Annotated in this window: 26 protein-coding genes; 13 read left to right on the top strand and 13 right to left on the bottom strand. The window is 72.4% G+C overall.

The window, feature by feature from the left end; translation table 11 throughout:
* Positions 1–121: 121 nt before the first annotated feature.
* From AB0927_RS19410 to AB0927_RS19395, 4 genes are all read left to right on the top strand, one after another.
* Positions 122–1,351 (top strand): AI-2E family transporter, encoded by a 1,230-nt coding sequence (locus tag AB0927_RS19410; protein ID WP_366668851.1) that lies wholly within the window; start codon positions 122–124, stop codon positions 1,349–1,351.
* A 247-nt stretch (positions 1,352–1,598) separates the two neighbouring features.
* Positions 1,599–2,720, top strand: a complete 1,122-nt coding sequence (gene recA, locus AB0927_RS19405; RefSeq protein WP_366668850.1) for a recombinase RecA — start codon at positions 1,599–1,601, stop codon at positions 2,718–2,720.
* A 2-nt stretch (positions 2,721–2,722) separates the two neighbouring features.
* Positions 2,723–3,640 (top strand): recombination regulator RecX, encoded by a 918-nt coding sequence (gene recX / locus AB0927_RS19400; protein ID WP_366668849.1) that lies wholly within the window; start codon positions 2,723–2,725, stop codon positions 3,638–3,640.
* Between the two features lie 180 nt (positions 3,641–3,820).
* Entirely contained in the window at positions 3,821–6,349 is a 2,529-nt protein-coding gene (locus AB0927_RS19395) for an ABC transporter permease (protein WP_366668848.1), read from the top strand.
* Between the two features lie 80 nt (positions 6,350–6,429).
* On the opposite strand, the gene AB0927_RS19390 is transcribed toward AB0927_RS19395, so the two are convergent.
* The 8 genes from AB0927_RS19390 to AB0927_RS19355 form a co-directional block, all read right to left on the bottom strand.
* Positions 6,430–6,843: a rhodanese-like domain-containing protein gene (locus AB0927_RS19390; protein WP_366668847.1), complete on the bottom strand. Its 414-nt coding sequence runs from the start codon at positions 6,841–6,843 to the stop codon at positions 6,430–6,432.
* Positions 6,840–7,400: a cysteine dioxygenase gene (locus tag AB0927_RS19385; protein WP_366668846.1), complete on the bottom strand. Its 561-nt coding sequence runs from the start codon at positions 7,398–7,400 to the stop codon at positions 6,840–6,842. The genes AB0927_RS19390 and AB0927_RS19385 overlap by 4 nt, the downstream gene beginning before the upstream one ends.
* A 70-nt stretch (positions 7,401–7,470) precedes the next feature.
* Complete coding sequence (locus AB0927_RS19380) at positions 7,471–7,518, bottom strand: hypothetical protein (protein WP_309506048.1); 48 nt, start codon at positions 7,516–7,518, stop codon at positions 7,471–7,473.
* 152 nt (positions 7,519–7,670) lie between these two features.
* A complete protein-coding gene (locus AB0927_RS19375) occupies positions 7,671–9,278 on the bottom strand; it encodes an FAD-dependent monooxygenase (RefSeq protein ID WP_366668872.1) in 1,608 nt (535 codons plus the stop codon).
* 179 nt (positions 9,279–9,457) lie between these two features.
* Entirely contained in the window at positions 9,458–10,393 is a 936-nt protein-coding gene (locus AB0927_RS19370; RefSeq protein ID WP_366668845.1) for an amino acid ABC transporter permease, read from the bottom strand.
* Complete coding sequence (locus AB0927_RS19365) at positions 10,390–11,055, bottom strand: amino acid ABC transporter permease (RefSeq protein ID WP_366668844.1); 666 nt, start codon at positions 11,053–11,055, stop codon at positions 10,390–10,392. Before AB0927_RS19365 ends, AB0927_RS19370 begins: the two co-directional genes overlap by 4 nt.
* Positions 11,056–11,129: 74 nt before the next feature.
* Positions 11,130–11,966 carry a glutamate ABC transporter substrate-binding protein gene (locus AB0927_RS19360; protein WP_366668843.1) on the bottom strand — a complete coding sequence of 279 codons (837 nt, stop codon included), beginning with the start codon at positions 11,964–11,966 and terminating at the stop codon, positions 11,130–11,132.
* Positions 11,967–12,047: 81 nt separating this feature from the next.
* Complete coding sequence (locus AB0927_RS19355; protein ID WP_366668842.1) at positions 12,048–12,824, bottom strand: amino acid ABC transporter ATP-binding protein; 777 nt, start codon at positions 12,822–12,824, stop codon at positions 12,048–12,050.
* 294 nt (positions 12,825–13,118) lie between these two features.
* Here AB0927_RS19355 and AB0927_RS19350 point away from each other — a divergent pair, with 294 nt between their 5' ends.
* The gene (locus tag AB0927_RS19350) at positions 13,119–13,805 is read left to right on the top strand and encodes a response regulator transcription factor (protein WP_366668841.1); all 687 of its coding nucleotides are present in this window, start codon (positions 13,119–13,121) and stop codon (positions 13,803–13,805) included.
* Between the two features lie 9 nt (positions 13,806–13,814).
* A complete protein-coding gene (locus AB0927_RS19345) occupies positions 13,815–15,215 on the top strand; it encodes a HAMP domain-containing sensor histidine kinase (protein ID WP_366668840.1) in 1,401 nt (466 codons plus the stop codon).
* Here AB0927_RS19345 and AB0927_RS19340 read toward each other — a convergent pair.
* Positions 15,205–16,203, bottom strand: coding sequence for a TAXI family TRAP transporter solute-binding subunit (locus tag AB0927_RS19340; protein ID WP_366668839.1), 999 nt, complete (start codon positions 16,201–16,203; stop codon positions 15,205–15,207). The genes AB0927_RS19345 and AB0927_RS19340 overlap by 11 nt on opposite strands.
* Before the next feature lie 95 nt (positions 16,204–16,298).
* On the opposite strand from AB0927_RS19340, the gene AB0927_RS19335 reads away from it, so the two are divergent.
* Entirely contained in the window at positions 16,299–16,730 is a 432-nt protein-coding gene (locus tag AB0927_RS19335) for a MazG nucleotide pyrophosphohydrolase domain-containing protein (protein ID WP_366668838.1), read from the top strand.
* Between the two features lie 23 nt (positions 16,731–16,753).
* On the opposite strand, the gene AB0927_RS19330 is transcribed toward AB0927_RS19335, so the two are convergent.
* Both AB0927_RS19330 and AB0927_RS19325 read right to left on the bottom strand, forming a co-directional pair.
* Complete coding sequence (locus AB0927_RS19330) at positions 16,754–17,194, bottom strand: MarR family transcriptional regulator (protein WP_366668837.1); 441 nt, start codon at positions 17,192–17,194, stop codon at positions 16,754–16,756.
* Positions 17,195–17,272: 78 nt separating this feature from the next.
* Positions 17,273–17,632 carry a DUF6204 family protein gene (locus AB0927_RS19325; RefSeq protein WP_366668836.1) on the bottom strand — a complete coding sequence of 120 codons (360 nt, stop codon included), beginning with the start codon at positions 17,630–17,632 and terminating at the stop codon, positions 17,273–17,275.
* A 141-nt stretch (positions 17,633–17,773) separates the two neighbouring features.
* Here AB0927_RS19325 and miaB point away from each other — a divergent pair, with 141 nt between their 5' ends.
* On the top strand, positions 17,774–19,300 hold the full coding sequence (miaB, locus tag AB0927_RS19320) for a tRNA (N6-isopentenyl adenosine(37)-C2)-methylthiotransferase MiaB (protein ID WP_366668835.1): 1,527 nt from the start codon (positions 17,774–17,776) through the stop codon (positions 19,298–19,300).
* Between the two features lie 71 nt (positions 19,301–19,371).
* Positions 19,372–20,085: a class III extradiol dioxygenase subunit B-like domain-containing protein gene (locus tag AB0927_RS19315; RefSeq protein WP_366668834.1), complete on the top strand. Its 714-nt coding sequence runs from the start codon at positions 19,372–19,374 to the stop codon at positions 20,083–20,085.
* A gap of 57 nt (positions 20,086–20,142) precedes the next feature.
* Here AB0927_RS19315 and AB0927_RS19310 read toward each other — a convergent pair whose 3' ends face one another.
* Together AB0927_RS19310 and AB0927_RS19305 are read right to left on the bottom strand one after the other, a co-directional pair.
* Complete coding sequence (locus AB0927_RS19310) at positions 20,143–20,427, bottom strand: antitoxin (RefSeq protein ID WP_366668833.1); 285 nt, start codon at positions 20,425–20,427, stop codon at positions 20,143–20,145.
* Between the two features lie 25 nt (positions 20,428–20,452).
* On the bottom strand, positions 20,453–20,605 hold the full coding sequence (locus AB0927_RS19305; protein WP_366668832.1) for a hypothetical protein: 153 nt from the start codon (positions 20,603–20,605) through the stop codon (positions 20,453–20,455).
* 189 nt (positions 20,606–20,794) lie between these two features.
* Between AB0927_RS19305 and miaA the strand changes: the two genes are divergently transcribed.
* The 4 genes from miaA (at position 20,795) to AB0927_RS19285 (ending at position 25,900) form a co-directional block, all read left to right on the top strand.
* Positions 20,795–21,733 carry a tRNA (adenosine(37)-N6)-dimethylallyltransferase MiaA gene (miaA, locus tag AB0927_RS19300; RefSeq protein ID WP_366668831.1) on the top strand — a complete coding sequence of 313 codons (939 nt, stop codon included), beginning with the start codon at positions 20,795–20,797 and terminating at the stop codon, positions 21,731–21,733.
* A gap of 234 nt (positions 21,734–21,967) precedes the next feature.
* Positions 21,968–22,465: a hypothetical protein gene (locus AB0927_RS19295; RefSeq protein WP_366668830.1), complete on the top strand. Its 498-nt coding sequence runs from the start codon at positions 21,968–21,970 to the stop codon at positions 22,463–22,465.
* A gap of 62 nt (positions 22,466–22,527) precedes the next feature.
* Positions 22,528–23,397, top strand: a complete 870-nt coding sequence (dapF, locus tag AB0927_RS19290; RefSeq protein ID WP_366668829.1) for a diaminopimelate epimerase — start codon at positions 22,528–22,530, stop codon at positions 23,395–23,397.
* Between the two features lie 283 nt (positions 23,398–23,680).
* Positions 23,681–25,900, top strand: a complete 2,220-nt coding sequence (locus AB0927_RS19285; RefSeq protein ID WP_366668828.1) for an HD domain-containing protein — start codon at positions 23,681–23,683, stop codon at positions 25,898–25,900.
* The last annotated feature ends 2 nt before the right edge of the window (positions 25,901–25,902 follow it).

Here is a 25,902-nt window from a genome sequence, read left to right as displayed (position 1 = left end):
TTCCGGCCATCTTGGGTGAAATGCCCTGTAAGTCCGATGTGAAGTCGACGCTACGGCACCGATCGGTCACGAAAGCCGCAGGTGGACGCCGTTTGTCGGTGACGTGGGCGAGACTTGGCGCGTGGCACGCACTGACGAGGGCACCGAGCAGCCGACCCACCCCACCGCACCGGCCGGTACGACGGCGACGACCGACCGGCCACCGGTCTCCGGCGCCGTCACGCCGGACGGCCGCATGCCGCGCTGGCTGCCGCGCGCCATGGTGCTCGCGCTCGCGCTGATCGCCACCTTCCAGCTGGGCAGCTGGGCCTTCCACCAGCTCACCGGGCTGCTGATCAACATCCTGATCGCGTTCTTCCTGGCCCTCGCGGTCGAGCCCGCGGTGAGCCGGATGGCCGACCGCGGCATGCGCAGGGGGCTCGCCACCTTCCTGGTCTTCTTCATCCTGACCATCGCCGTCGCGGGGTTCGTCACCCTGCTCGGGTCGATGCTGGCCGGCCAGATCATCAAGATGATCGAGGGCTTCCCGGACTACCTGGACTCCCTCATCCACTGGACCAACCAGACCTTCCACACCAACCTCAGGCGCGTCGACGTCCAGGAGGGACTGCTCCACTCCGACTGGCTGCGCAAGTACGCGCAGAACAGCGCGGCCGGTGTCCTCGACGTGTCCCAGCAGGTGCTCGGCGGTCTCTTCCAGCTGCTGACCGTCGCGCTGTTCTCGTTCTACTTCGCCGCCGACGGCCCCCGGCTGCGCCGTGCCCTGTGCTCCGTGCTGCCGCCCGCGCGCCAGGCCGAGGTGCTGCGCGCCTGGGAGATAGCCGTCGACAAGACGGGCGGCTACCTCTACTCGCGCGGCCTCATGGCGCTCGTCTCCGGGGTCGCGCACTATGTCCTGCTCCAGGCCCTGGGGGTGCCGTATGCGCCCGTGCTCGGCGTCTGGGTGGGGCTGGTCTCGCAGTTCATCCCCACCATCGGCACCTATCTCGCGGGCGCGCTGCCGATGCTGATCGCGTTCACCGTCGCCCCCTGGTACGCGGTGTGGGTGCTGGTCTTCGTCGTGATCTACCAGCAGTTCGAGAACTACATGCTCCAGCCCAAGCTGACCGCCAGGAGTGTCGACATCCACCCCGCCGTCGCCTTCGGCTCGGTCATCGTGGGCACGGCGCTGCTCGGCGCCGTCGGCGCCCTGATCGCCATCCCCGCGGTGGCCACCCTCCAGGCCTTCCTGGGCGCCTACGTGAAGCGGTACGCCGTCACCGACGACCCCCGGGTGAACGGGCATCGCGCGCGGGTGCCGGGCGGCCCCGGAGTGCTCGCGCGCATCAGGGCCGGGCGCCCCGGGCGGTAGCGGCGCGGCCACGCCCCGGCGCCGCGAAGGACACCTCTCACGCGACGGGGTGTCGCTTGACACGAAAATCGAACATCCATTCTTATGAAGGCTCCGGCGAGGCTGTGGACCGGGTGCCCCGTCATGATTTGGGCGGATATGCACCCTGGTTATCCACAGGCCGGGCCGACGTCGGGGCGCATTGTCAGTGGCAGGCGTTAGCGTCTTTGACGTGAAGCGATCGACTCAAGCAAACCGGGTGGAACCCATGGCAGGAACCGACCGCGAGAAGGCGCTCGACGCCGCGCTCGCACAGATTGAACGGCAATTCGGCAAGGGCGCGGTCATGCGCATGGGCGAGCGGTCGAAGGAGCCCATCGAGGTCATCTCGACCGGCTCGACCGCGCTCGACGTGGCTCTCGGCGTCGGCGGCCTGCCGCGCGGCCGTGTCGTGGAGATCTACGGACCGGAGTCCTCCGGTAAGACGACCCTGACGCTGCACGCCGTGGCGAACGCGCAGAAGGCGGGCGGCCAGGTCGCGTTCGTGGACGCCGAGCACGCCCTCGACCCCGAGTACGCGCGCAAGCTGGGCGTCGACATCGACAACCTGATCCTGTCCCAGCCGGACAACGGCGAGCAGGCGCTGGAGATCGTGGACATGCTCGTCCGCTCCGGCGCGCTCGACCTGATCGTCATCGACTCCGTCGCCGCGCTCGTCCCGCGCGCGGAGATCGAGGGCGAGATGGGCGACAGCCACGTGGGTCTGCAGGCCCGTCTGATGAGCCAGGCCCTGCGGAAGATCACCAGCGCGCTCAACCAGTCCAAGACCACCGCCATCTTCATCAACCAGCTCCGCGAGAAGATCGGCGTCATGTTCGGCTCCCCGGAGACCACGACCGGTGGCCGGGCGCTGAAGTTCTACGCCTCGGTGCGCATCGACATCCGCCGTATCGAGACCCTGAAGGACGGCACCGAGGCGGTCGGCAACCGCACCCGCTGCAAGGTCGTCAAGAACAAGGTCGCGCCCCCCTTCAAGCAGGCCGAGTTCGACATCCTCTACGGCCAGGGCATCAGCCGCGAGGGCGGACTGATCGACATGGGCGTGGAGCACGGCTTCGTCCGCAAGGCCGGCGCCTGGTACACGTACGAGGGCGACCAGCTCGGCCAGGGCAAGGAGAACGCGCGCAACTTCCTCAAGGACAACCCCGACCTGGCCAACGAGATCGAGAAGAAGATCAAGGAGAAGCTGGGCGTGGGTGTCCGGCCGGAGGAGCCGTCGGCCGAGCCCGGCGCGGACGCGGCGAGCGCCACCCCGGCCGAGGACACCGCCAAGACGGCCGCCCCGGCCGCCAAGGCCACCAAGCCCAAGGCCGCCGCTGCCAAGAGCTGACCGTGACACGACGAACCGACTGGTCCGAGTACGAGTACGCCACCCCCGGTGCCTCTCGGGGGAGGGGCACCGGGGGCCACCCGGCCCATGCCCCGGGCGGTGACGACGCGTACGCGGCCGGCGGAGACGACGCATACGGGGACGGCGCCCGGCCGGGTGGCGGGAGCGGTGAGCCGCACGGGGGCGGCTTGACCGATCCCGGCTCCCGGGGCGCGGACGGCTCCCGGGGCGCGGACGGCTCCCGGGGCGCGGACGGCTCCCGGGGCGCGGACGGCTCCCGGGGCGCGGACGGCCCCCGGGGCGCGGACGGCCCCCGGGGCGGGCGGCGAGGGGGCCGTCGGCGCCGCAGCTTCGGGGAGCCGCCCGGTGGGGACGAAGACGCCCTCTCCTCGTCGAGGGCCGAGCGGGGGGAGTCTTCGGGAGACCCGGCTGAGCGGGCACGGGCGATCTGCCTGCGTCTGCTCACCGGGACCCCGCGCACCCGGAAGCAGCTCGCGGACGCCCTGCGCAAGCGGGAGATCCCCGAGGAGGTGGCCGAGGAGGTGCTGTCGCGGTTCGAGGAGGTCGGGCTGATCGACGACGGCGCGTTCGCGGACGCCTGGGTGGAGTCCCGGCACCACGGCCGGGGGCTGGCCCGGCGGGCCCTCGCCCGGGAGCTGCGCACCAAGGGGGTCGACTCGACGCTGATCGAGGAGGCCGTCGCCCAGCTCGACTCCGACCAGGAGGAGGAGACCGCCCGGGAACTCGTCGCCCGCAAGCTGCGCGCCACCCGGGGCCTCGACCGCGACAAGCGCATCCGTCGCCTCGCCGGCATGCTCGCCCGCAAGGGTTACCCCGAGGGGATGTCCCTGCGCATCGTCCGCCGGGCCCTGGAGGAAGAGGGCGAGGACACGGACTTCCTCGGCGAGCCCGAATTCTGACGACGGGGCGGGGCGGCGCGGCGAGGGGGGATTACCCCCGGTTCGGGACACCGGGTCACCGCAATGTGCCGGCACCCCCGGACCGGCGACGCTGGAGGCACGCCCCTGGAACACCGCACAGACTGATCGGGGCGGTCAGCACGGTCCTGCCGACCGTCCACCGGGAAAGAGCCCGCCTCGATGATGCTGCGTTATGCCCTCCGGACAGTCCGCGCCCGCAAGGCGGGATTTCTCGGCGCCTTCGTCGCCCTGATGTGCGCGGCCGCCCTGATCAGTGCTTGCGGGAGCCTCCTCGACACCGGTCTGCGCGGCACCATTCGCACCGAGCGCTATGCGGCCACGCCCCTCCTGGTCTCCGCGGACCAGAATGTCCATCAGACCATCGTCAAACACAAGCACGGCAAGACCAAGGTCAAGGACAAGGCGAAGCCCCTCGCCGAGCGGGCCTGGCTGTCCGAGCGGCTGCGGGACCGGATCGCCCGGGTCCCGGGGGTGGCCCGGGTCGTACCCGAACTCACCTTTCCCGCCCAGCCGTTGACCCGTGCGGGCGCGGGTGGCCGTACCGCCTATGGGCACGCCTGGGACTCCGCGGCGCTGACGCCGTACCGGCTCAGCGCGGGCCGCGCGCCCCGCTCCGCCGACGAACTGGTCGTGGACGGCGACCTCGCCGCACGCGCCCGGCTGCGGCCCGGCGACCGGCTCACCGTGCAGTCCACGCTCGCCCCGCGGAGCTACCGGATCACGGGCATCGCCGCCCCGGCCACCGCCGTACGCCACCAGACGTCCCTGTTCTTCTCCTCCGCCGAGGCCCGTCGGCTGGCCGCGCACCCCGGACAGGTCACCGCCTTCGGTGTGCTGCCGGCCGCGGGCGCGGACCCGGAGCGCGTGCGGCAAGCCGTGGCACAGGCACTGCACGGCACCACCGCCCAGGTCAGCTCCGGCGACGCCCGCGGTCCCGTCGAATTCCTGGACGCGGCCGCCGCCCGCATCCGGCTGGTCAGCATGGGCGCGGCCATGGGCGGCACCTCGTTGCTGGTGGCGGTGCTCGTGGTCGTCGGCACCTTCGCGCTCACCGTTCAGCAGCGCCACCGCGAACTCGCCCTGCTCCGCGCCGTCGCCGCCACGCCCGGACAGATCCGCAGGCTGCTGGGCCGGGAAGCACTGATGGTGGGTGCGGTCGCGGGCACGGCAGGCGCGTTGCTCGGGCTTCCGCTGGGCGGGTGGCTCTACTCCAGGTTCATCGCCCTGGGAGCCGTACCCGCCACGCTGGAGCGGACCGTCGGCGTCTTCCCGCCGCTCGCCGCGTTCGCCGCCACCCTGCTCGGCGCCTGGGCGGCGGCCCGGATCGCCTCCCGCAGGATCGCCCGGATACGACCGGCCGAGGCTCTTGCGGAGGCCAGGACCGAGCGCACCCGTCCCGCCTGGGGCCGGGTCATCGCCGGGCTGCTGAGTCTCGCCGGCGGAGTCGTCCTCGTCGTGCTCCTCACCGCCCTGCGCACCGAGGCGGCCTCGACTCCCGTGACCCTGCTGGCCGTCGTGGTGCTGTCCATCGCCGTCGCCCTGCTCGGGCCGTTCCTGGTCAGGTGGGCCGCGCTGCTGCTCGCCGGGCCGCTGCGGCTCACCGGTCCCGGCGGGCGCCTCGCCACCGCCAACCTGCGGGGCAACGCGGCCCGCATGGCGTCCGTGGTCACTCCGCTCACCCTGCTCGTCGGCATGACCTGCACGGTGCTGTTCGTCCAGACCACGCTCGGCGACGCGGCCCGTGCCCAGGTCCGTGAGGGCGTCAGGGCCGACTGGGTCGTGTCCGCACAGGGGCCCGGTGTCCCCGGTCAGGCCGCGCAGCGGCTGCGGGCGCGGCAGGACACGGTCACCGAGGTCGTGCGCACGACCGTCCGGGTGGGCCTCGACAAGTACTCCGCGCAGGGCGTCACCCCCGCGGGCCTCACCCGCACCTGGGACCCGGAGGTCACCGCCGGTTCCCTGGGCGCGCTCGGCCCCGGCACCGTCGCCGTCAGCCAACTGGCCGCCGCACAACAGAAGGTGAAGCCCGGAAGCACCCTGAGACTCACGCTCGGCGACGGCACGCCCGTCACGCTCACCGTCGCCGCCGTCTATGCCCGGGGGCTCGGCTTCGGGGACCTCACCTTCGCCCACGACCTCGTCGCCCGGCACGTCGACGACCCGCTCGCCTCCTCCCTTCTTGTCAGCACCTCCCGGACACGGAGCCGGATAGCCGCCGACCTGCGCGGGTTCCCCGGGGTGAGGGTGTCCTCGCCGGCCGGTGCCCGGTCGCTGGAGGCCGGGCAGCAGCGGACGAACGCCGAGGTCAACTACCTCGCCATGGGCCTTGTGCTCGCCTTCACCGCCATCGCGGTGGTCAACACGCTGGCGATGTCGGTGGCGGACCGGGTACGGGAGTTCGCCCTGCTGCGTCTCGCGGGCGCGACCCGGCGCCAGGTGCTGCGCATGCTGCGCACCGAGTCGCTGTCCCTGCTGCTCCTGGCCACCGCGCTCGGCAGTGGTATCGCGCTCGCCGTGCTCACCGCGTTCAGCGTCGGGATGACCGGCCGGGCGGCACCCGCCGTCACTCCGCTGCTCTACGTCGCCGTCGTCGCGACCGCCGGGTTGCTCGCCCTGGTGGCCGGCGCCCTGCCGGGACGTGCGGCGCTGCGGGTACCGGCGGTGACGGCGGCCACGGCGAAGGAGTAGGTCACGGGGAGGGAGCAGACCGAGACGAAGGAGGGAGCAGGCCGCGGCCAGGAAAGCAGGCCGCGGCCGAGGGGCGGTGGTCAGGCCGCCGTCGGCGCCACCGGCAGGCCGGCCGAGCGCCAGGACTGGAAGCCGCCCACCAGGTCGGTGGCCCGGTTGAGGCCGAGTTGGTGGAGGGAGGCGGCGGCGAGGGTGGAGGCGTAGCCCTCGTTGCAGATCAGCACGATGCGCAGGTCGTGGCCGGTGGCCTCGGGGAGGCGGTGGCTGCCCTGGGGGTCGAGGCGCCACTCCAGTTCGTTGCGCTCGATGACGACGGCGCCGGGGATCAGCCCGTCCCGCTCGCGCAGGGCCGCGTACCGGATGTCGACCAGCAGGGCCTCACCGGTCCGCGCCGTGTCGTACGCCTCCTGCGCCTCGACGCGCCGGTAGCCGGTGCGTACGCGCTCCAGCAACTCGTCGATGCCGACCGGGTGTCGGTGTGGGGCGCCGCTCACTGCCAGTCCTCCGGGCGTTCGATCTGTTCCAGGCGCAGCACCTGGCCCGAGCGACTGTAGTGTCGGATGCGGGGGAGCGGCGGGTAGTAGGCGTGGACGGAGATGGCGTGTCGGTCGGGGGACTCGTTGAGGACCTCGTGCACATGGTGGCGGCCGAAGGCGCGGCCTTGTCCGGCGGGCAGCCGGCGTTCGCGGTCCACGCCGTCTGTGAGTTCGAGGGTCTTCCAGCCGTCGGTGGGCAGCCGGGCGGCGAGCGAGTTCTCCTTGAGTTCGCCCGAGGCGGTGACGAAGGCGCCGACGGACTCGGCGTGGTCGTGCCACCCGGTACCGGTGCCGGGCGGCCAGCCGATCAGCCAGGCCTCACTGCCGCCGGGACCTTCCAGCCGCACCCAGGTACGGCCCTCCGGATCCAGCGGGAGAGAGGCGAGCAGCCCGGCGTCGGCCGCCGTGCGCCGTGCGAATTCGAGGAGGTCCGCCTGGGCCGGGGCCGAGCCGGTGCGCCGAGGCGTGGACGCCGTCGAAGGAGACGAGAGGGTGGAGAGGGAGGGGACAGACACGTGCACCGTCCTGATGAGGGTTCGCGGAACGGGCGCGCGACGGCGCCCGGAAGAAAAAGGGGATGCGAATTCAGCAGGACGGCCGACACACGCAGCCCGCATAGCGGACGAGGTCCATATGGACCCTCCGCCACAGGCGCACACAGGTGTCGGTCACGACCGGAGTACAGCACGCCGCCGAAGTCCGGTCAACAGAGGGTCACCATGTGGACGCAGGGTGACGGCGCACGGGGTGGTACGGCACCCCCGCCTCCCCTCACCCCGCCCCCGTCACCCCACCCCCGACCCCGCCCCTTCCTTCATGCCCTCCGTCACCGCTCCGCCCAGCGTCGCCTCCGCCGCCGCGTACAGGTCGGCGGGCCGGACGCCGTTCAGCGCGGTGACCAGGTGGCCGTCGGGGCGGACGAGGAGGACGCTGTGTGCCGGGGCGCCCGGGTAGCTCTCGGCGACCAGCAGTTCGGCCGGGTGCGGCAGGGCCGTCACCGCGGCGGCCAGGCGGGGCATCACGCCCGCGGAGACCCAGTGCTTGCGGTCCCACACGCCCGTGCCGGGGGCGATCAGGACGACCAGCAGGGCGCCGCGGCCGAGGCGGTCGCGGAGGCGGACCGAGGAGCCGTCCTCCGCCGTGACGCGGACGTCGGCCACCGGGGCGCCGGGCGGGGTGTCGACGGGGATCTCGCCCTGCACGTGGCGGGGGGCGAGCGGGGAGGCGGTGTACGCGCCCGGCGCGCCGAGTGTCCCGCGGCCCAGGTGGCCGTCGGTGAGGAGGGCGTCGTGGCCGCGGGCCGTGCCGGGGACGAGGTGCCGCAGTCCGCCCCCGCCCCGCAGCCCCGGCAGCGCCTGGTCGGTGGCGCGCAGCCGGGCGGAGACCACCGCGCGCCGCTCGGCCTGATAGCTGTCCAGCAGGGCCTCGTGCGGCCCGTGGTGCCAGACGGAGGCCAGTTTCCAGGCGAGGTTGTCGGCGTCCCGCAGCCCCTCGTCCAGCCCCTGCGTGCCGAGCGCGCCGAGCAGGTGCGCGGAGTCGCCGGCGAGGAAGACGCGGCCGTCGCGCCACCGCCGGGCGAGCCGGTGGTGCACCGTGTGCACGCCGGTGTCGAGCAGGTCGTACGCCGGTGTCGAGCCGTCGGTCCAGCCCGCGAGGGTCTCGCGGATCCGGGTCACCAGGAGTTCGGGCGTGACCAGGTCCTTGCCCGGCGGCAGCAGCCAGTCGAGGCGCCAGGCGCCGTCCGGGAGGGGGCGGGCGGTCACCTCCCCGGCGAAGGGTCCGGACGACCGCCACGGTGGCGACCGGTGAAGCAACACCCGGCCCTCCCAGGGGAGTTCCGTGCGCAAGGCGGCGACCGCGTGCCGCTCGACCGCGGTACGGCCGGGGAAGCGGATGTCCTGGAGTTTGCGCACGGTCGAGCGGGTGCCGTCGCAGCCCACCAGATAACCGCCGCGCCACCAGGTGCCCTTGGGGCCCCGGGTGTGCGCGGTCACGCCGGTGGGCTCCTGCTCGATCGAGTCCAGGCGGCTGTCCGCGGCGATCTCCACCAGCGGCTGCTCGGCGACGGCCGCCCGCAGCAGGCCGGTGATCACGTGCTGGGCGATGTGCAGCGGGGCGGGCTCGTCCGGGGCGAAGGCGATCTCGCTCACCACCTGCCGGCGCCGCAGCGAGCGCCACCCGGTCAGGCGCACGCCGTGCTCGTCGAGTGCCACCCCGGTCAGCCGTTCCAGCAGCGCGGCCGTGTCCTCGCGCAGTACGGCGGTGCGCGCCGGGCGGGGTTCCTCCTTGCCGGGGCCCTCGTCCAGGACGACGGTCGGCACTTCCTGGCGGGCCAGCGCCAGGGCGAGCGTGAGCCCGACGGGCCCCGCTCCGACGATGATCACCGGGTCCACGGCGCGGCGCCCCCCGTCCGCGGCGATGCCTCGACGGCGGTGGGTGAACAGCGGGGTGAGGCCGGGTGCACGATCACAGAACGTATGCAACCCATTGGCAGAGTATGCGTCAAGTGACCCTCGGGGGCAGTGGCGATCATGCCACTGCCCCCGGCCCAATCATGCGACTTGAACGATCGTCACTTCCTGGTGTCGGTGGTGTCACCGGTACCGGAGAGTGCGCCGGCCGGATCCGCGCCGCTCGCCGCCGCACCCGCGACGTCCGTCACGTCCTGTGCGCCCAGCACCGCCCCGGTCGACTTCTTGCCCCGCCGCAGCCGGCCCTCCAGCCAGTGCGCGAAGGAGGTCAGCGAGAAGTTGAGGAGCACATAGATCACGGCCACGACGGTGAGCGAGGCGATGTTGTTGCCGTAGTAGCCGCTCATCGGGTTGGCCGAGGCCAGCAGCTCGGGGAAGGTGAGGACCGCGCCGCCGAGGGCGGTGTCCTTCACGATGACCACCAACTGGCTGACGATGGCCGGGAGCATCACGGTGACCGACTGCGGCAGCAGCACGAGCCGCATCAGCTGGCCCTTGCGCAGGCCGATCGCCAGGGCCGCCTCGGACTGGCCCTTCGGCAGGGAGAGGATGCCGGCGCGGACGATCTCCGCAAGCACCGACGCGTTGTACAGCACCAGGCCGGTGACGACCGCGTAGAACGGCCGGTCGTCCGAACTGACGTTGGTGTACTGGGCGAAGAGCGCCAGCCCGAAGATCATCAGGACCAGCACCGGGATCGCGCGGAAGAACTCGACCACCACGGAGGCGATCACACGCACCCAGGCGTGGTCCGAGAGCCGGGCGATGCCGAGGGCGGCACCCAGCGGAAGCGCGATGACCATCGCCAGCGCCGCAGCCTCCAGGGTCTTCCGCAGGCCGGGCCAGAGGTACGTCGTGTACGCCTCGGAGCCGGTGAAGAAGGGCTTCCACAGGGCCCAGTTCAGCTGGCCTTTGTCGTTCAGGGAGGTGTAAACCCACCAGGCGAGGGCCACGAGGGCGACCAGGCAGACCACCGTGTACAGGACGTTGCGCCGCTTGGCGCGGGGCCCCGGAGTGTCGTACAGGACCGAACTCATCGCTTCACCGCCACCTTCTTGCCCACCCAGCCGAGGATCAGGCCGGTCGGCAGGGTCAGGCAGACGAAGCCGAAGGCGATGACCGCCGAGATCGCCATCAGCTGCGCCTCGTTCTCGATCATCTTCTTCATCAGCAGGGCTGCCTCCGCCACGCCGATCGCGGCGGCCACCGTCGTGTTCTTCGTCAACGCGATCAGCACGTTGGTCAGCGGCCCGACGGCCGCGCGGAAGGCCTGCGGGAGCACGACCAGTCCCAGCACCTGGGAGAAGCCGAGGCCGATGGCCCGTGCCGCCTCCGCCTGGCCGACCGGCACCGTGTTGATACCGGCCCGGATCGCCTCGCACACGAAGGCCGAGGTGTAGACGATCAGACCGAGCACGGCCAGCCGGAAGTTGATCGCGTCGAAGCCCTTGGCGCCCAGGCTGACGCCCAGCGTCTGGTTCAGACCGAGCGAGGAGAACAGGATGATCACCGTGAGCGGGATGTTCCGCACGATGTTCACGTAGGCGGTGCCGAAACCGCGCATCAGCGGTACCGGGCCCACCCGCATGGCGGCCAGCAGGGTGCCCCAGACCAGGGAGCCCACGGCCGACAGCAGGGTGAGCTGCACCGTCGTCCAGAAGGCGCCCAGTACGTCGTAACGTCCAAGAAAGTCGAACACGATCTCCCGCGCTTCCGCGTGTAGGGATGCCGCGGTGCGCCGCCTGGGCGGCGGCGCACCGGCAGGGCGTTGCCTCAGCTCTTGATGTCGCCGATCTTCGGCGCGGGCTCGTTCTTGTAGCCGGCCGGGCCGAAGTTCTTCTTCACGGCCGCCGCCCAGGAGCCGTCGGACACCATGGACTCGATCGCGGTGTTGATCTTCGCCTTGAGGCCGCTGCCCTTCTTGACGCCGATCCCGTAGTTCTCGTTGGTCATCTTGAAGCCGCCGAGCTTGAACTTGCCCTTGAACTGGGCCTGGGCGGCGTAACCGGCGAGGATGTCGTCGTCCGTGGTGAGGGCGTCGATGGCGCCGCTCTGCAGGCCCGACAGGCAGGCCGAGTACGTCGGGTACGTCTGGAGGTCGGCCTTCGGGGCCAGCTTGGCCTTGACGTTCTGCGCCGAGGTCGAACCGGCCACGGAACACAGCTTCTTGTTGTTCAGGTCCGCCGGCGCCTTGATGGCGGTCTCGCCCGCGCGCAGCAGCACGTCCTGGTGGGCCAGCAGGTACGGGCCGGCGAAGTCGACCTTCTGCTCGCGCTCCGGGGTGATCGAGTAGGTGGCGGCGATGAAGTCGACGTCACCGCGCTGCAGCATGGTCTCGCGGTCGGCGCTCTTCGACTCCTTCCACTCGATCTGGTCGGGGCCGTAGCCGAGCTTCTTGGCGACATAGGTGGCCACGTCGACATCGAAACCCGAGTAGCCCTGGGGCGTCTTCTGGCCGAGACCGGGCTGGTCGAACTTGATGCCGATGGTGATCTTCTTGCCACCGGAGGAACCGTTGTCGTCCTTCTTGTCGCCGCCGCCGCACGCGGTGGCGGCGAGGCTGAGGGCGATGACGGCGGCCGAGGCGGCGGTGACCTTGCGGAGCTGCATGCTGAACATCCTTCGAAGTGGTGAGGGACGAGGCCCGTGGGGAAAGTCGATCCAGGGCGCCCGGGACGGCCGCCCGCAGCCTCAGTGGTGCAGGATCTTGGACAGGAAGTCCTTGGCCCGGTCGCTGCGCGGGTTGCTGAAGAACTGCTCGGGCGCGGCCTGCTCGACGATCCGGCCGTCCGCCATGAAGACCACCCGGTTGGCGGCCGACCGGGCGAAGCCCATCTCATGGGTGACGACGATCATCGTCATGCCCTCGCGGGCGAGCTGCCGCATGACGTCCAGGACCTCGTTGATCATCTCGGGGTCGAGGGCCGAGGTCGGCTCGTCGAAGAGCATGACCTTCGGGTTCATCGCCAGCGCCCGCGCGATCGCGACACGCTGCTGCTGGCCGCCGGACAACTGGGCGGGGTACTTGTCGGCCTGGGTGCCCACGCCGACCCGGTCGAGCAGGGCCCGCGCCTTCTCCTCGGCCTGCTTCTTGTCCGCCTTGCGGACCTTGATCTGGCCCAGCATCACGTTCTCGAGCACGGTCTTGTGCGCGAACAGGTTGAAGGACTGGAAGACCATGCCGACGTCGGCGCGCAGCCGCGCCAGCTCCCGGCCCTCGTGCGGCAGGGGCTTGCCGTCGATCGTGATCGTGCCCGAGTCGATCGACTCCAGGCGGTTGATGGTGCGGCACAGGGTCGACTTTCCGGACCCGGAGGGCCCGATGACGACCACGACCTCGCCGCGGTCGATCGTCAGGTCGATGTCCTGGAGCACGTGCAACGCGCCGAAGTGCTTGTTGACGCTCTTCAGGACGACCAGTTCGTCGGACGCGGCCCTGTCCTCCTTGGCCACCGATACTTCGGTCATCGCTTCACGGCTCCGTCCTCCTCGGTTTCGGAGGGACACTAATGAGCGCCTATGACCTGCGTCATCACATCTGAGCGAGATCTGAGCATCACGATCCGGTAGCCATCGCACACCTGTAGTAGCGGTACCCGCCAGGATGCGTATCGGCCGCATAACGGAAGTGACGGGCAACCGGAACCCTCTTGACGGCGTCCTGCTCCATCAGCGTCACTGCCATGGTGCACACGCGCGGGCAGATGATCCGCAAGGCGGACAAACGACGTCCGTACGACCGCTGAACCGGAGGGGGCTGGAATGAGACTGCTGCTCGTCGAGGACGACAACCACGTCGCCGCGGCCCTGTCCGCCGTGCTCGCCCGGCACGGATTCGACGTCACCCACGCGCGCAGCGGCGAGGAGGCCCTGCGGGCGCTCGTCCCCGAGAGCGACTGCTTCGGCGTCGTCCTGCTCGACCTGGGTCTGCCCGACCAGGACGGCTACGAGGTCTGCGGCAAGATCCGCAAGCGCACCAGCACCCCCGTGATCATGGTCACCGCCCGCTCCGACGTACGCTCCCGCATCCACGGGCTCAACCTGGGCGCCGACGACTACGTGGTGAAGCCGTACGACACCGGGGAACTGCTCGCCCGGATCCACGCCGTCAGCCGGCGCACCGCCCACGAGGACTCCGCCACGGGCGGCGAGGGCCCGCTGCTCCTCGGCCCGGTGCGCATCGAACTGCCCACCCGGCAGGTCAGCGTGGACGGCTCCCTCGTGCAGCTCACCCGCAAGGAGTTCGACCTGCTGGCGCTGCTCGCCCAGCGCCCCGGTGTGGTCTTCCGGCGGGAGCAGATCATCAGCGAGGTGTGGCAGACCAGCTGGGCGGGCACCGGGCGCACCCTGGAGGTGCATGTCGCCTCGCTGCGCGCCAAGCTGCGCCTGCCCGCGCTCATCGAGACCGTCCGCGGCGTCGGCTACCGGCTCGTCGCCCCGGCCGCCTAGCGGGGCCGGGTGCGCACACGGCTGCTGCCGCTGCTCATCGTCCTGATGGCGGCCGTACTCCTCGCCCTCGGCGTGCCGCTCGCCGTCAGCATGGCCGCCGCCGAGCAACAGCGGGTCGTGGTCGACCGGATCGACGACACCGCGCGCTTCGCCGCGCTCGCCCAGTTCGTCACCGAGGGCCCCGTCGGCTCCCGCCGCACCAGCACCGACGAGCGCTGGGAGACCCTGCGCAGCGAACTCGACAGCTACCACGACGTCTACGGCATCCGCGCGGGCGTCTTCTACCGCAACGGCTCCGCCATGGCCAACGCGCCCGCCGACTGGTCCGTACCGCCGACGGGTGAGGTGCGGGAGGCGTTCGACGAGGCGCTGCTCAGCCGGCGCAGCCACGACCCCCGGCAGGCCTGGCCCTGGCAGCACAGCCGGCTGGTGGTCGCCTCACCGGTGATCCGGGACGGGGACGTCGTCGCGGTCGTCGTCACCGACTCGCCCACCGGGCCGTTGCGCGGCCGGATCCTGCACGCCTGGCTGCTCATCTGGGCCGGCGAGATCGCCGCCATGCTGCTCGCCGTCGGCGCGGCGCTGCGGCTGACCGGCTGGGTGCTCCGGCCGGTGCGGGTGCTCGACGCCACCACCCACGACATCGCCACCGGGCGCCTGAAGTCCCGGGTGGCGGCCGCCGGCGGGCCGCCGGAACTCAGACGGCTCGCCCGGTCGTTCAACGAGATGGCGGACCACGTCGAGGACGTGCTGGAACAGCAGCGCGCCTTCGTCGCGGACGCCTCGCACCAGCTGCGCAACCCGCTCTCGGCGCTGCTGCTGCGCATCGAACTGCTCGCGCTCGAACTCCCGGAGGGCAACGAGGAGATCGCCTCGGTGCGCACCGAGGGCAAGCGTCTCGCGCAGGTCCTGGACGACCTGCTCGACCTGGCGCTCGCCGAGCACGCCGAGGCCGACCTGAGCCTGACCGACATCGGCGCGCTGGCCGAGGAGCGGCTGGCCGCCTGGACCCCGGCCGCCGAGGCGAAGGGGGTCCGGCTCGGCGGCGACTGCCCGGCCACCACCGGCTGGGCCGACCCGATCACGCTGTCCAGCGCGCTGGACGCGGTGATCGACAACGCGGTGAAGTTCACCCCCGAGGGAGGCACCGTCGAGGTCGCCGTCTCCTGCGAGGGCGACACCTCCAGGGTCGTCGTCACCGACACCGGGCCCGGACTCAACGACGAGGAGCTCGCGCGCGTGGGCGACCGTTTCTGGCGCAGCGGCCGCCACCAGAACGTCAAGGGTTCCGGACTCGGCCTGTCCATCACCCGCGCCCTCCTGGAGGCGGGCGGCGGCTCGATCGCCTACGGCCGCCACGAGCCGCAGGGGCTGCGGGTGACCGTGTCGGTGCCGAGGTTCAGGGCTTGACCGAGCGGTAGTAGCGGCGCGCCCCCTCCTGGAGGGGGACGGGGTCGGTGTAGATGGCGGTGCGCAGGTCCACGAGCTGGGCCGAGTGGACATGGGCGCCGATGCCGTCGCGGCTCTTGATCACGGTGCGGGTCACCCACTCGGTGAGCCGGGGTTCCACGTCCGCGCGGGTCACCAGCAGGTTGGACACCGCGATCGTCGGCACCTCCGCGCCCTGCTGGACGGCCGGGTACGCCGACTCGGGCAGGTTGGTGGCCCGGTAGTAGCGCGTCTCCTCGCCCTGCGCGTGCAGCTTGCCGACGAGGTCCGCGTCGATCGGGATGAACCGGAAGGCGCCCTTGTCGGCCAGCGCGACCAGGCCCTTCGTGGGCAGACCGCCCGACCAGAAGAACGCGTCGATGCCGCCCCGCTCCAGTCGGCCGGGCCCGATGTCTATGCCGTCGGCGGCGGCGGTGATGTCCCGGTACGGATCGATGCCTGCGGCCCGCAGCACCCGGTCGGCGATCAGCCGCACCCCGGAGTCCGGCAGCCCGATCGCGACCCGCTTGTGCCGCAGGTCCCTGACGCTGTGGATGCCCGAGTCGCTGCGCACGACGAGGTGCACGTAGTCGTCGTAGAGCCGGGCCACCCCGCGCAGCTTCCCGGCGCCGCTGCCGTGGTCCAGTTGGTACGCCTGCACCGCGTCGGCCGCCGCGATGGTGAAGTCGGCCTTTCCGGTCGCCACCCGCTGCACGTTCTCCTGCGAGCCCGCGCTGGTCAGGAGCTTCACCTTCAGACCGGGCATGTCCTTGGCCAGCTCGGTGCGCAGCCGCTCGCCGTACTCCTGGTAGACGCCCCTGGAGGTGCCGGTGCTGAAGACGATCGTCCCGCTCGGCGGCTTCTCGCCCAGCGGCAGCAGCCACCACAGCAGCAGACCGAGGGCGACGACGCCGGCGGCCGCGGCCGGCAGCGCCCGGCGTCCGCCGGTGCGGGGGAGAAGCTTGGACATGCGGCGATCCTGCCAGGCGACGTACGACCCTGACCAGGGCCGGGGCTGTGAGCTGGGCCGCGGGCGCTGTCGGTGGCGGCGGCTACAGTCGTTCCATGAGCACTTCGCCCGTCGATCTCGTCCGTGAGTTCCACCGCGCCTTCGGCCTCGACGACCGCGGCACGCCCACCGAAATCCCCCGCGAACTGGCCGCCCACCGCTGGGACATGCTCGCCGAGGAGGCCGCGGAGGTCGGCGAGGTCGCGGTGGAGGGCCCGCTGGACAAGCTGGCGCACGAACTGGCAGACGTGGTGTACGTGGCGTACGGCACCGCCCTGGTCCACGGCATCGACCTGGACGAGGTGATCGCGGAGATCCACCGCGCCAACATGAGCAAGCTCGGCCCCGACGGCCAGGTCAGCCGCCGCGCCGACGGCAAGGTCCTCAAGGGCGAGCACTACCGGGCCCCGGACGTGTCGTCGGTCCTGCGCCGCCAGGGCTGGACCCCGGCGGCGCGGACCGACGCCGCGGAGGCGGGCGCCTCGTAGGGGCGCGGGCGCCGTAGCGCGGGTCAGGGCCGCGAGCCGGTGCCGCCCAGGCGGGTCAGCAGGCCCGCGAGGAGGGGGACCTCCTCCTCGGCCCAGGCCGGGGTGGCGAAGAGGTCGCCGGCGGTCTCCTCGGCCGTGGCCAGCATCTCCTTCAGACGGGCGCGGCCCGTCCCGGTCAGCGACGCGTAGGCCACGCGCGCGTCCCGGGCGTCCGGTTCCCGGGTCACCAGGCCGATCCGCTCCAGGGGAGCCAGCGCGCGGGTGACCCCGGACGCCGTCAGCCCCAGGGCCTCGGCGAGGTCGACCCGGCGCATCCGGCCGCCGGGCGCCTGCCCCAGCCGCAGCAGCAGGGTGAAGTCGGCGAGGCTCACCCCGTGCAGCCCGCCGAGCCGCGCGTCGAAGCGTCGTACGAGTGCCGCCTGGGCCCGTACCAGGCGCAGGACCGCGTCCAGGGCGTCACTCATGGGTCACGTCCATATCGAGCCAACTCCTTGCGGGTTCCTTGAGTAGTCAAGTTTATGGGCCGCGTGAACGCGAAGGCGTTACGCGTCGCCGGCCCGTGCCGCACGCCGCTGGCGCTTGCTCAGGGGGGCCTGGGAGAGGTCCTCGGCGGAGGAACGGAGGTTCTTGAAGCCGTAGCCGCGCCCGGTCAGCCAGGCCTCCGCCGCGGCCTCGGCCCGCTCGGTCGCCTCCAGGATGTCCTCCTCTTCCTCCCCGGTGTCGGAGAAGCGGAAGACGAAGGCCGGCCGGGCGGCGATGTCGTAGGTCAGGCTGCCCTCGGGGGTGAAGGCGGCGCGCAGCACGTCATGGGCGGCCGCGTCGGCCAGCAGCGCGGCCCGCTGGTCGTCGGTGAGGCCGTCGAAGACACCGCGCACGGTGATGCGGAAGGTTCGGGTACTCATCCCGCGACCATAGGCGTGCCGGGGCGCGGTTCTCCACCGGCTTTTCGCGGACCGGGGTGCTCCTCGCCCGCCCGTCGGCCGGAAGACGACCTTCTCGGTCGGCGCGGCGAACCCCTTCCCGGGACCGCCTACCCTTGAGCCATGACCAGCAGCAGCGACCGGAGCCCCGCAGTGGACGTGCCCGCACCCAAGAGCTACGAGATCCGCACCTATGGGTGCCAGATGAACGTCCACGATTCCGAGCGATTGGCCGGGCTGCTGGAAGAGGCCGGGTACGTGCGGGCGCCGGAGGACGCCGACGGCGACGCGGACGTCGTCGTCTTCAACACGTGCGCGGTGCGGGAGAACGCCGACAACCGGCTGTACGGCAACCTCGGCCGGCTCGCGCCGAGGAAGGCGTCCCGGCCCGGCATGCAGATCGCGGTCGGCGGCTGCCTGGCGCAGAAGGACCGCGACACCATCGTCAAGAAGGCGCCCTGGGTGGACGTCGTCTTCGGCACGCACAACATCGGCAAGCTGCCGGTGCTGCTGGAGCGCGCCCGCGTCCAGGAGGAGGCGCAGGTCGAGATCGCCGAGTCGCTGGAGGCGTTCCCCTCCACGCTGCCGACCCGGCGCGAGAGCGCGTACGCCGCCTGGGTGTCGATCTCCGTCGGCTGCAACAACACCTGCACCTTCTGCATCGTCCCGGCGCTGCGCGGCAAGGAGAAGGACCGCCGGCCGGGCGACATCCTCGCCGAGGTCGAGGCGCTGGTCGCCGAGGGCGTCTCGGAGATCACGCTGCTCGGCCAGAACGTCAACGCGTACGGCTCCGACATCGGCGACCGCGAGGCCTTCAGCAAGCTGCTGCGCGCCTGCGGCACGATCGAGGGCCTGGAGCGGGTCCGCTTCACCTCCCCGCACCCGCGCGACTTCACCGACGATGTCATCGCCGCCATGGCCGAGACGCCGAACGTGATGCCGCAGCTGCACATGCCGCTCCAGTCCGGTTCGGACACCGTCCTGAAGGCGATGCGCCGCTCCTACCGGCAGGAGCGGTACCTCGGGATCATCGAGAAGGTCCGCGCCGCGATTCCGCACGCGGCGATCACCACCGACATCATCGTGGGCTTCCCGGGCGAGACCGAGGAGGACTTCGAGCAGACGCTGCACGTCGTGCGCGAGGCGCGGTTCGCGCAGGCCTTCACCTTCCAGTACTCCAAGCGGCCCGGGACCCCGGCCGCGACCATGGAGGACCAGATCCCGAAGGAGGTCGTCCAGGCGCGTTACGAGCGGCTCGTTGCCCTCCAGGAGGAGATCTCCTGGGAGGAGAACAAGAAGCAGGTCGGCCGCACCCTGGAGCTGATGGTCGCGGAGGGCGAGGGCCGCAAGGACGGCGCCACGCACCGGCTCTCCGGGCGCGCTCCCGACAACCGGCTGGTCCACTTCACCAAGCCGGAGCAGGAGGTGCGCCCCGGTGACGTGGTCACGGTCGAGGTGACGTACGCCGCCCCGCACCACCTGCTCGCCGAGGGCCCGGTCCTCGCGGTGCGCCGCACCCGCGCCGGCGACGCGTGGGAGAAGCGCACGGCCGAGGAGGCCGCCAAGCCGGCCGGTGTGATGCTGGGCCTGCCGAAGGTGGGCGTTCCGGCGCCGCTGCCCGCGGCGGCGAGCGGCTGCGGCTGCGACTGACGGCGAGGCCGGGACCTCGCGGTCCCGGCCGGACTGCCCGTCCGCGGCGGTGCCGGGTTACCCTGCCGATCATGCTTGTCGCCGCCGCCGTCTGCCCCTGCCCGCCGCTGCTCGTGCCCGAGGTCGCCGCGGGTGCCGCGGCCGAGATGGACGCCGCCCGCGCGGCCTGCACGGACGCGCTCGGCGTACTCGCGGCCGCCCGCCCTGACCTGCTGGTGGTGGTGGGACCCGCCGGGCCGGGCGAGGGCGGCCCGTTCCCGCGGGGCACCCGGGGTTCGTTCCGGGGCTTCGGCGTCGACCTGGATGTCCGCCTGGGGCCCGCCCGGGACGCGGTCGCGGAGCGCGCGCTGCCGTCCTCGCTGGCCGTCGGCGCCTGGCTGCTGGACCGAACCGGCTGGACGAACGCCCCGGTCGAGGGCCTCGGCGCGGAGGAGACGCTCACCCCCGAGCAGTGCGCCGAGAGCGGCCGGGAACTCGGCACCCGCGCCGATCGCGTGGCACTCCTCGTCATGGGCGACGCCAGCGCCTGCCGCACGGTCAAGGCCCCGGGCTATCTGGACGACCGCGCGGCCCCCTTCGACGCGGCGGCCGCACAGGCCCTGGCCACGGCGGACCTCCCGGCCGTCCGCGCCCTGGACCCCGCCCTGGCCCGTGCCCTGAAGGCCTCGGGTCGCGCCCCCTGGCAGATCCTGGCGGGCGCCGCCGAGGGCACCGCGCTCACGGGAGCCCTGCTGTACGAGGACGCGCCGTACGGGGTGGGGTACGTGGTCACGACGTGGTCCTGACGGTCGTCGGCCGCCAGGACCACGCCAGGACACGGGCGCCCTCGGAGCCCGCCCGCCTCAGGAAGCCGGCGGCGGCCCCTGCGGCGGCGTAGGCGGATTCGGCTGGGCGCCCGGCGTGCCGTCGGGATGGTCGTGCAGGTGGGCCAGGCGGTCCATGGCCTCTTTGGCCTTGCCCGTGCCGGCCTGGATCCTGTCGCTGTACTTGTGCTTGGTCCGGTCGTCGACGGCCTTGGCGGCCTTGTCGAGGCCGTGCTGCACCTTGTCGCCGTGCTGGCGCGCGAGGTCGGACACCTTGTCCCTGGCCGGGCCGAGCCTGGCCTTCATGTTGTCGAACAGACCCATGATCCACCTTCCCTCGCGGAGCGGTTCACTCGCGGACACCCTCGGCGGACTGCTGCCGGGGGATCCCGGTGCCCTCGGACGACTCGTCGATGACGGCGGCCTTTGCCGGCTCCGTCTCCGCCGCCTCGGCCGGCGCTTCCCGCGTCGTCTTCGACCTGCCCAGAAGCCGTGCGAACATGCCCATTTCCACTCCATACGGTACTCGTGCGGGCGCATTCCCGCGTCACGCGGTGCGTACGGTCGCGCCGCCCCGGTCACCGCCTCGGGCGGCCCCGCGAAGGGCGCCTCACCTCGGGCAACGACCCGGCGACCGCCTCGTCACGTAACTCGTTCGAGACCCCGCCGCCATGTTTGCGAGACTGGTGCGGTGAGCAGCGCACCCCTCGCCCCCCGCGTCATCGCCGTCGTCGGACCCACCGCGGCCGGAAAGTCCGATCTCGGCGTCTTCCTGGCCCAGCAACTCGGCGGCGAGGTCATCAACGCCGACTCGATGCAGCTCTACCAGGGGATGGACATCGGCACCGCCAAGCTGACGCCCGAGGAGCGCGGCGGCGTGCCCCACCATCTGCTGGACATCTGGGACGTCACCGTCACCGCCTCGGTCGCCGAGTACCAGAAGCTGGCCCGCGCCCGCATCGACGCGCTGCTCGCCGAGGGCCGCTGGCCGGTCCTCGTCGGCGGCTCAGGGCTGTACGTCCGCGGCGCCGTCGACAACCTGGAGTTCCCCGGCACCGACCCCGAGGTCCGCGCCCGCCTGGAGGAGGAGCTGGCGCTGCGCGGCTCCGGCGCCCTGCACGCCCGCCTGGCCGCCGCCGACCCCGAGGCCGCGCGCGCGATCCTGCCCGGCAACGGCCGCCGCATCGTCCGCGCCCTGGAGGTGATCGAGATCACCGGCCAGCCCTTCACCGCCAACCTCCCCGGCCACGACTCGGTGTACGACACCGTCCAGATCGGCGTCGACGTGGGCCGCCCGGAGCTGGATGACCGGATCACGCGGCGTGTCGACCGGATGTGGGACGCCGGTCTCGTGGACGAGGTGCGCGCGCTGGAGGCGCGGGGGTTGCGCGACGGGCGCACGGCGTCGCGCGCGCTGGGATACCAGCAGGTGCTCGCGGCGCTGGCCGGCGAGTGCACCGAAGCGGAGGCGCGCGCCGAGACCGTGCGCGCCACCAAGCGCTTCGCGCGCCGGCAGGATTCCTGGTTCCGCCGCGACCCCCGTGTGCACTGGCTGAGCGGTGCCGAAGCCGACCTCGGGGAACTTCCCGGGCAGGCCCTGACGTTGGTCGAACGACCGGTCACAGCCTGATCACGTGATGGCATCGGGATGCGCCGCGGGTCATCGGCGCATCCGGCGCCATGCCATCATCGAGCTTCGATCGACCAAGTGGAGTCCTAGTTGGGAGGGCGCGTGGCGATGGAGGCCGGCCCTCGCGACACCGCACCAGGTGCCGAGCACGTCACCACCGAGGGTGACCGATCGGACCGGGGCGAGGACCTTCGTGTCGAAGGTGGACAACGGCTGGGCGGGGGTGAATCCCGTATGGCCGAGAGTGAGCGTCTCGCCGAGGTCGAGGCCGTCGAGGCCGAGCCCGTGGACCGTCTGGCCGAGGCCGAGGACCCCCTCGCCGACGACGGACCCGACGAGACCCCGGACGGCGTGACCGCCGACGGTCCGGCGCCCGAGGAGATGTACACCAGCGGCCCCGAGGTCGAGGTCGAACTGCGCCCGCAGCGCCGGCTGCGCATCTGGCAGCTCGCGCCCATCGTGGGGCTGTCCGCCCTCGGCTCCCTGATGTTCGCCTTCCCGCTCGCCTTCGACGGCGACAGCGGCGCGGTCATCGCCATGCTCGGCCTGCTGATCTGCTCCTGCGCCGCGGGGTGGGGCATGATGGCCGCCCGCCGCGTGGGCTACACCTGGCCGGGCCTGCCCCCGCGCGGCTCCGGCCGCCGGCTGGACTGGCGGGTCGTCCTCGGCTACGCGCTGCTGGTCGCCGTGGTGGCCGTCCTCGCCGTGTGGCGCGTGGCCCGCCTGCGCTGACCGCGACCGCCCCGCGACGCCGCCGCAGGACCGCTGTCGTACCCACCCCGTACGATCGAGGAATGAGCACGCGGATCGCCTTCCTCAAGGGTCACGGCACGGAGAACGACTTCGTGATCGTCCCGGACCCCGACAACGCCATCGAGCTGTCCCCGGCCGCCGTGGCCGCCCTGTGCGACCGCCGGGCCGGCATCGGCGGCGACGGAGTGCTGCACGTGGTGCGCTCCGCCGCGCACCCCGACGCACGGGCGATGGCCGGCGAGGCCGAGTGGTTCATGGACTACCGCAACAGCGACGGCTCGATCGCGGAGATGTGCGGCAACGGCGTCCGGGTCTTCGCCCGCTACCTCCAGCACGCCGGCCATGTCGCCGAGGGCGACCTCGCCATCGCCACGCGCGGCGGCGTGAAGAGCGTCCACATCGCCAAGGACGGGGACGTGACCGTCGGCATGGGCGACGCCCGCCTCCCCGAAGGGGACGTCACGGTACGCGTCGGCGAGCGCAGCTGGCCCGCGCGGAACGTGAACATGGGCAACCCGCACGCGGTCGCCTTCGTGGCCGACCTCGCGCACGCCGGCGACCTCTTCACCGCGCCCCCGGTCAGCCCGGAGCACGCCTACCCGGAGGGGGTCAACGTCGAGTTCGTCGTGGACCGCGGCCCCCGCCATGTCGCCATGCGGGTGCACGAGCGCGGCTCCGGCGAGACCCGCTCCTGCGGCACCGGCGCCTGCGCCGTCGCCGTGGCCGCCGCCCGCCGTGACGGCGCCGACCCGGCCGTCACCGGCACCCCGGCGACGTACACCGTGGACGTGCCCGGCGGCCGCCTCGTCATCACCGAACGGCCGGACGGCCAGGTCGAGATGACCGGGCCCGCGGTGATCGTCGCCGAGGGCGAGATCGACGGCGAGTGGCTGGAAAACGCGCTTCGCTGACCTGCCGAAACCTCCCTCACGACGGTCCCGGGCACCCGGAGCAGCGGTTCCGTGGCCCCGGTCCGGATCGAATCCACGGGCGACCCGAGGGCAGGTGGCGCAAAACTTAAACCTCCATGTTCATCGCTCGATTGGGTGATCCGTTTCACGCTCGGCGAGAGGCGGTCGGTCGCACGTGGTGGGCTCGGTAGCATCAAGCACCGGCACGGACGGGGGAGCGTCGGCGCCCCGCGCCGCGCATGCCCTGGGGCTCCGTCCGCCGGTCCACGAGCCGGAGGTGCCCATGAGTGCGGAGGCCACGAACCCCCCGACCCCGGTCCCGGTGGTGCCCACGGCCGCGACGGCAGCCGTGGCGCCCGCGACGGTGCGCCGGAAATCCCGGCCCAGGATCGACCTGCGCCGGCTCGGCCGGGCCGCGCTGCTCGGGCCCGCCGCCCGGGACAGACTGCCCGACGCGATCGGCCATGTGGTGGAGGCGCACCGCGCCCACCACCCCGACGCCGACCTCGAACCCCTGCGCCGCGCCTACCTCCTGGCGGAGTCCTCGCACCGCGGCCAGACGCGCAAGAGCGGCGAGCCGTACATCACCCACCCGCTCGCCGTGACCCTCATCCTCGCCGAACTCGGCGCCGAGACCACGACGTTGACGGCATCCCTGCTCCACGACACCGTCGAGGACACCGAGGTGACGCTGGACCAGGTGCGGGAGCAGTTCGGCGAGGAGGTCCGTTACCTGGTCGACGGCGTCACCAAGCTGGAGAAGGTCGACTACGGGGCCGCGGCCGAACCCGAGACCTTCCGCAAGATGCTCGTCGCCACCGGCAGCGACGTACGCGTGATGTCGATCAAACTCGCCGACCGGCTGCACAACATGCGCACCCTCGGCGTGATGCGCCCCGAGAAGCAGGCGCGGATCGCGGGGGTCACGCGCGACGTACTGATCCCGCTGGCCGAACGCCTCGGCGTGCAGGCCCTGAAGACCGAGCTGGAGGACCTGGTCTTCGCCATCCTCCATCCCGAGGAGTACGAGCGGACCAGGGAACTCATCGCGGAGAACGCCGCCCGCGCCGCCGATCCCCTCGCCGTGGTCGCCGACGAGGTGCGCGCGGTGCTGCGCGAGGCCGGGATCCCCGCCGAAGTCCTCATCCGCCCGCGCCACTTCGTCTCCGTGCACCGAGTGGCCCGTAAACGCGGGCGGTTGCGCGGCGCCGACTTCGGCCGGCTGCTGGTGCTGGTGGGCGAGGACGCCGACTGTTACGGCGTGCTCGGCGAGTTGCACACTTGTATGACGCCGGTGGTCTCGGAGTTCAAGGACTTCATCGCGGTACCCAAGTTCAACCTGTACCAGTCGCTGCACACCGCCGTCGCTCTCCCCCAGGCCCGAGCCGACTCGCCCGGGGGGACCTCCAACGACGTCCAGGTGGTCGAAGTCCTCATCCGCACCCACCAGATGCACAAGGTCGCCGAGGCCGGTGTCGTCGCGCTCGGCAACCCGTACGCCTCCGCCGCCGACGCCTCCGCCGCCGACGCCCCCGGCGCCGACGACCCCGCCGACGGCGAGCGCGCCGACCCCACCCGGCCCGGCTGGCTCTCCCGCCTGTTGGAGTGGCAGCAGGCCGCGCCCGACCCCGACACCTTCTGGTCCACCCTGCGCGAGGACCTCGCCCAGGACCGCGAGATCACCGTCTTCCGCCCGGACGGCGGCACCCTGGGCCTGCCCGAGGGCGCCACCTGCGTGGACGCCGCCTACGGGCAGTACGGCGAGGACGCGCACGCCTGCATCGGCGCCCGCGTCAACGGCCGCCTGGCCACGCTGAGCACCGTCCTGAAGGACGGCGACACCGTCGAACTCCTCATGGGTCAGGACCCCGCCTCGGAGCCCTCCCGCGAGTGGCTGGAGCACGCCCACACCCCGGCCGCCCGCATCGCCATCCAGCGCTGGCTGGCCACGCACCCCGGCGGGGGCGCCCCGGCCGAGGAGCCGGCCGGCTACCGCGCCGACGCCGACTTCCCCGAACGGCGCGCTTCCGGGCCCGGCCCCGCGGGACGCCCCCAGGGCGCCGACGTCCGCACCGACCGCCCCGGCGCGGCCGTCCGCCTCGCCGGATGCTGTACGCCCGTGCCGCCCGACGAGATCACCGGGTTCCCGGTGCGCGGGGGAGTGGTGACCGTGCACCGCGTGGAGTGCGCGGCGGTGGCGCATATGAAGAGCAGGGGGCGCGCGGAGATCGGAGTGCGCTGGGGGGACACCACCGCGTGCCGGGTCACGCTGGTCGCCGAATCGTTCGGGCGCCGGGGGCTGCTCGCCGACCTCACCGAGGCCATCGCGCTGGCGGGCGGCGACATCGTCTCCGCCACGGTGGAACCGCCGAGCGAGCAGCGGGTGCGCCACACCTACACCCTCCAGCTCCCCGACGCCGCGGGCCTGCCGTCCCTCATGCGCGCCATGCGGGACGTCCCGGGCGTGTACGACGTGAGTCGCACCCGGCACCAGGGCTCCTGAAC

The organism is Streptomyces sp. NPDC048106, assembly GCF_040706415.1.
Lineage (GTDB): Bacteria > Actinomycetota > Actinomycetes > Streptomycetales > Streptomycetaceae > Streptomyces.
Note: the sequence above shows the minus strand (reverse complement) of the source record. Positions and strands in the feature narration are given on the sequence as shown.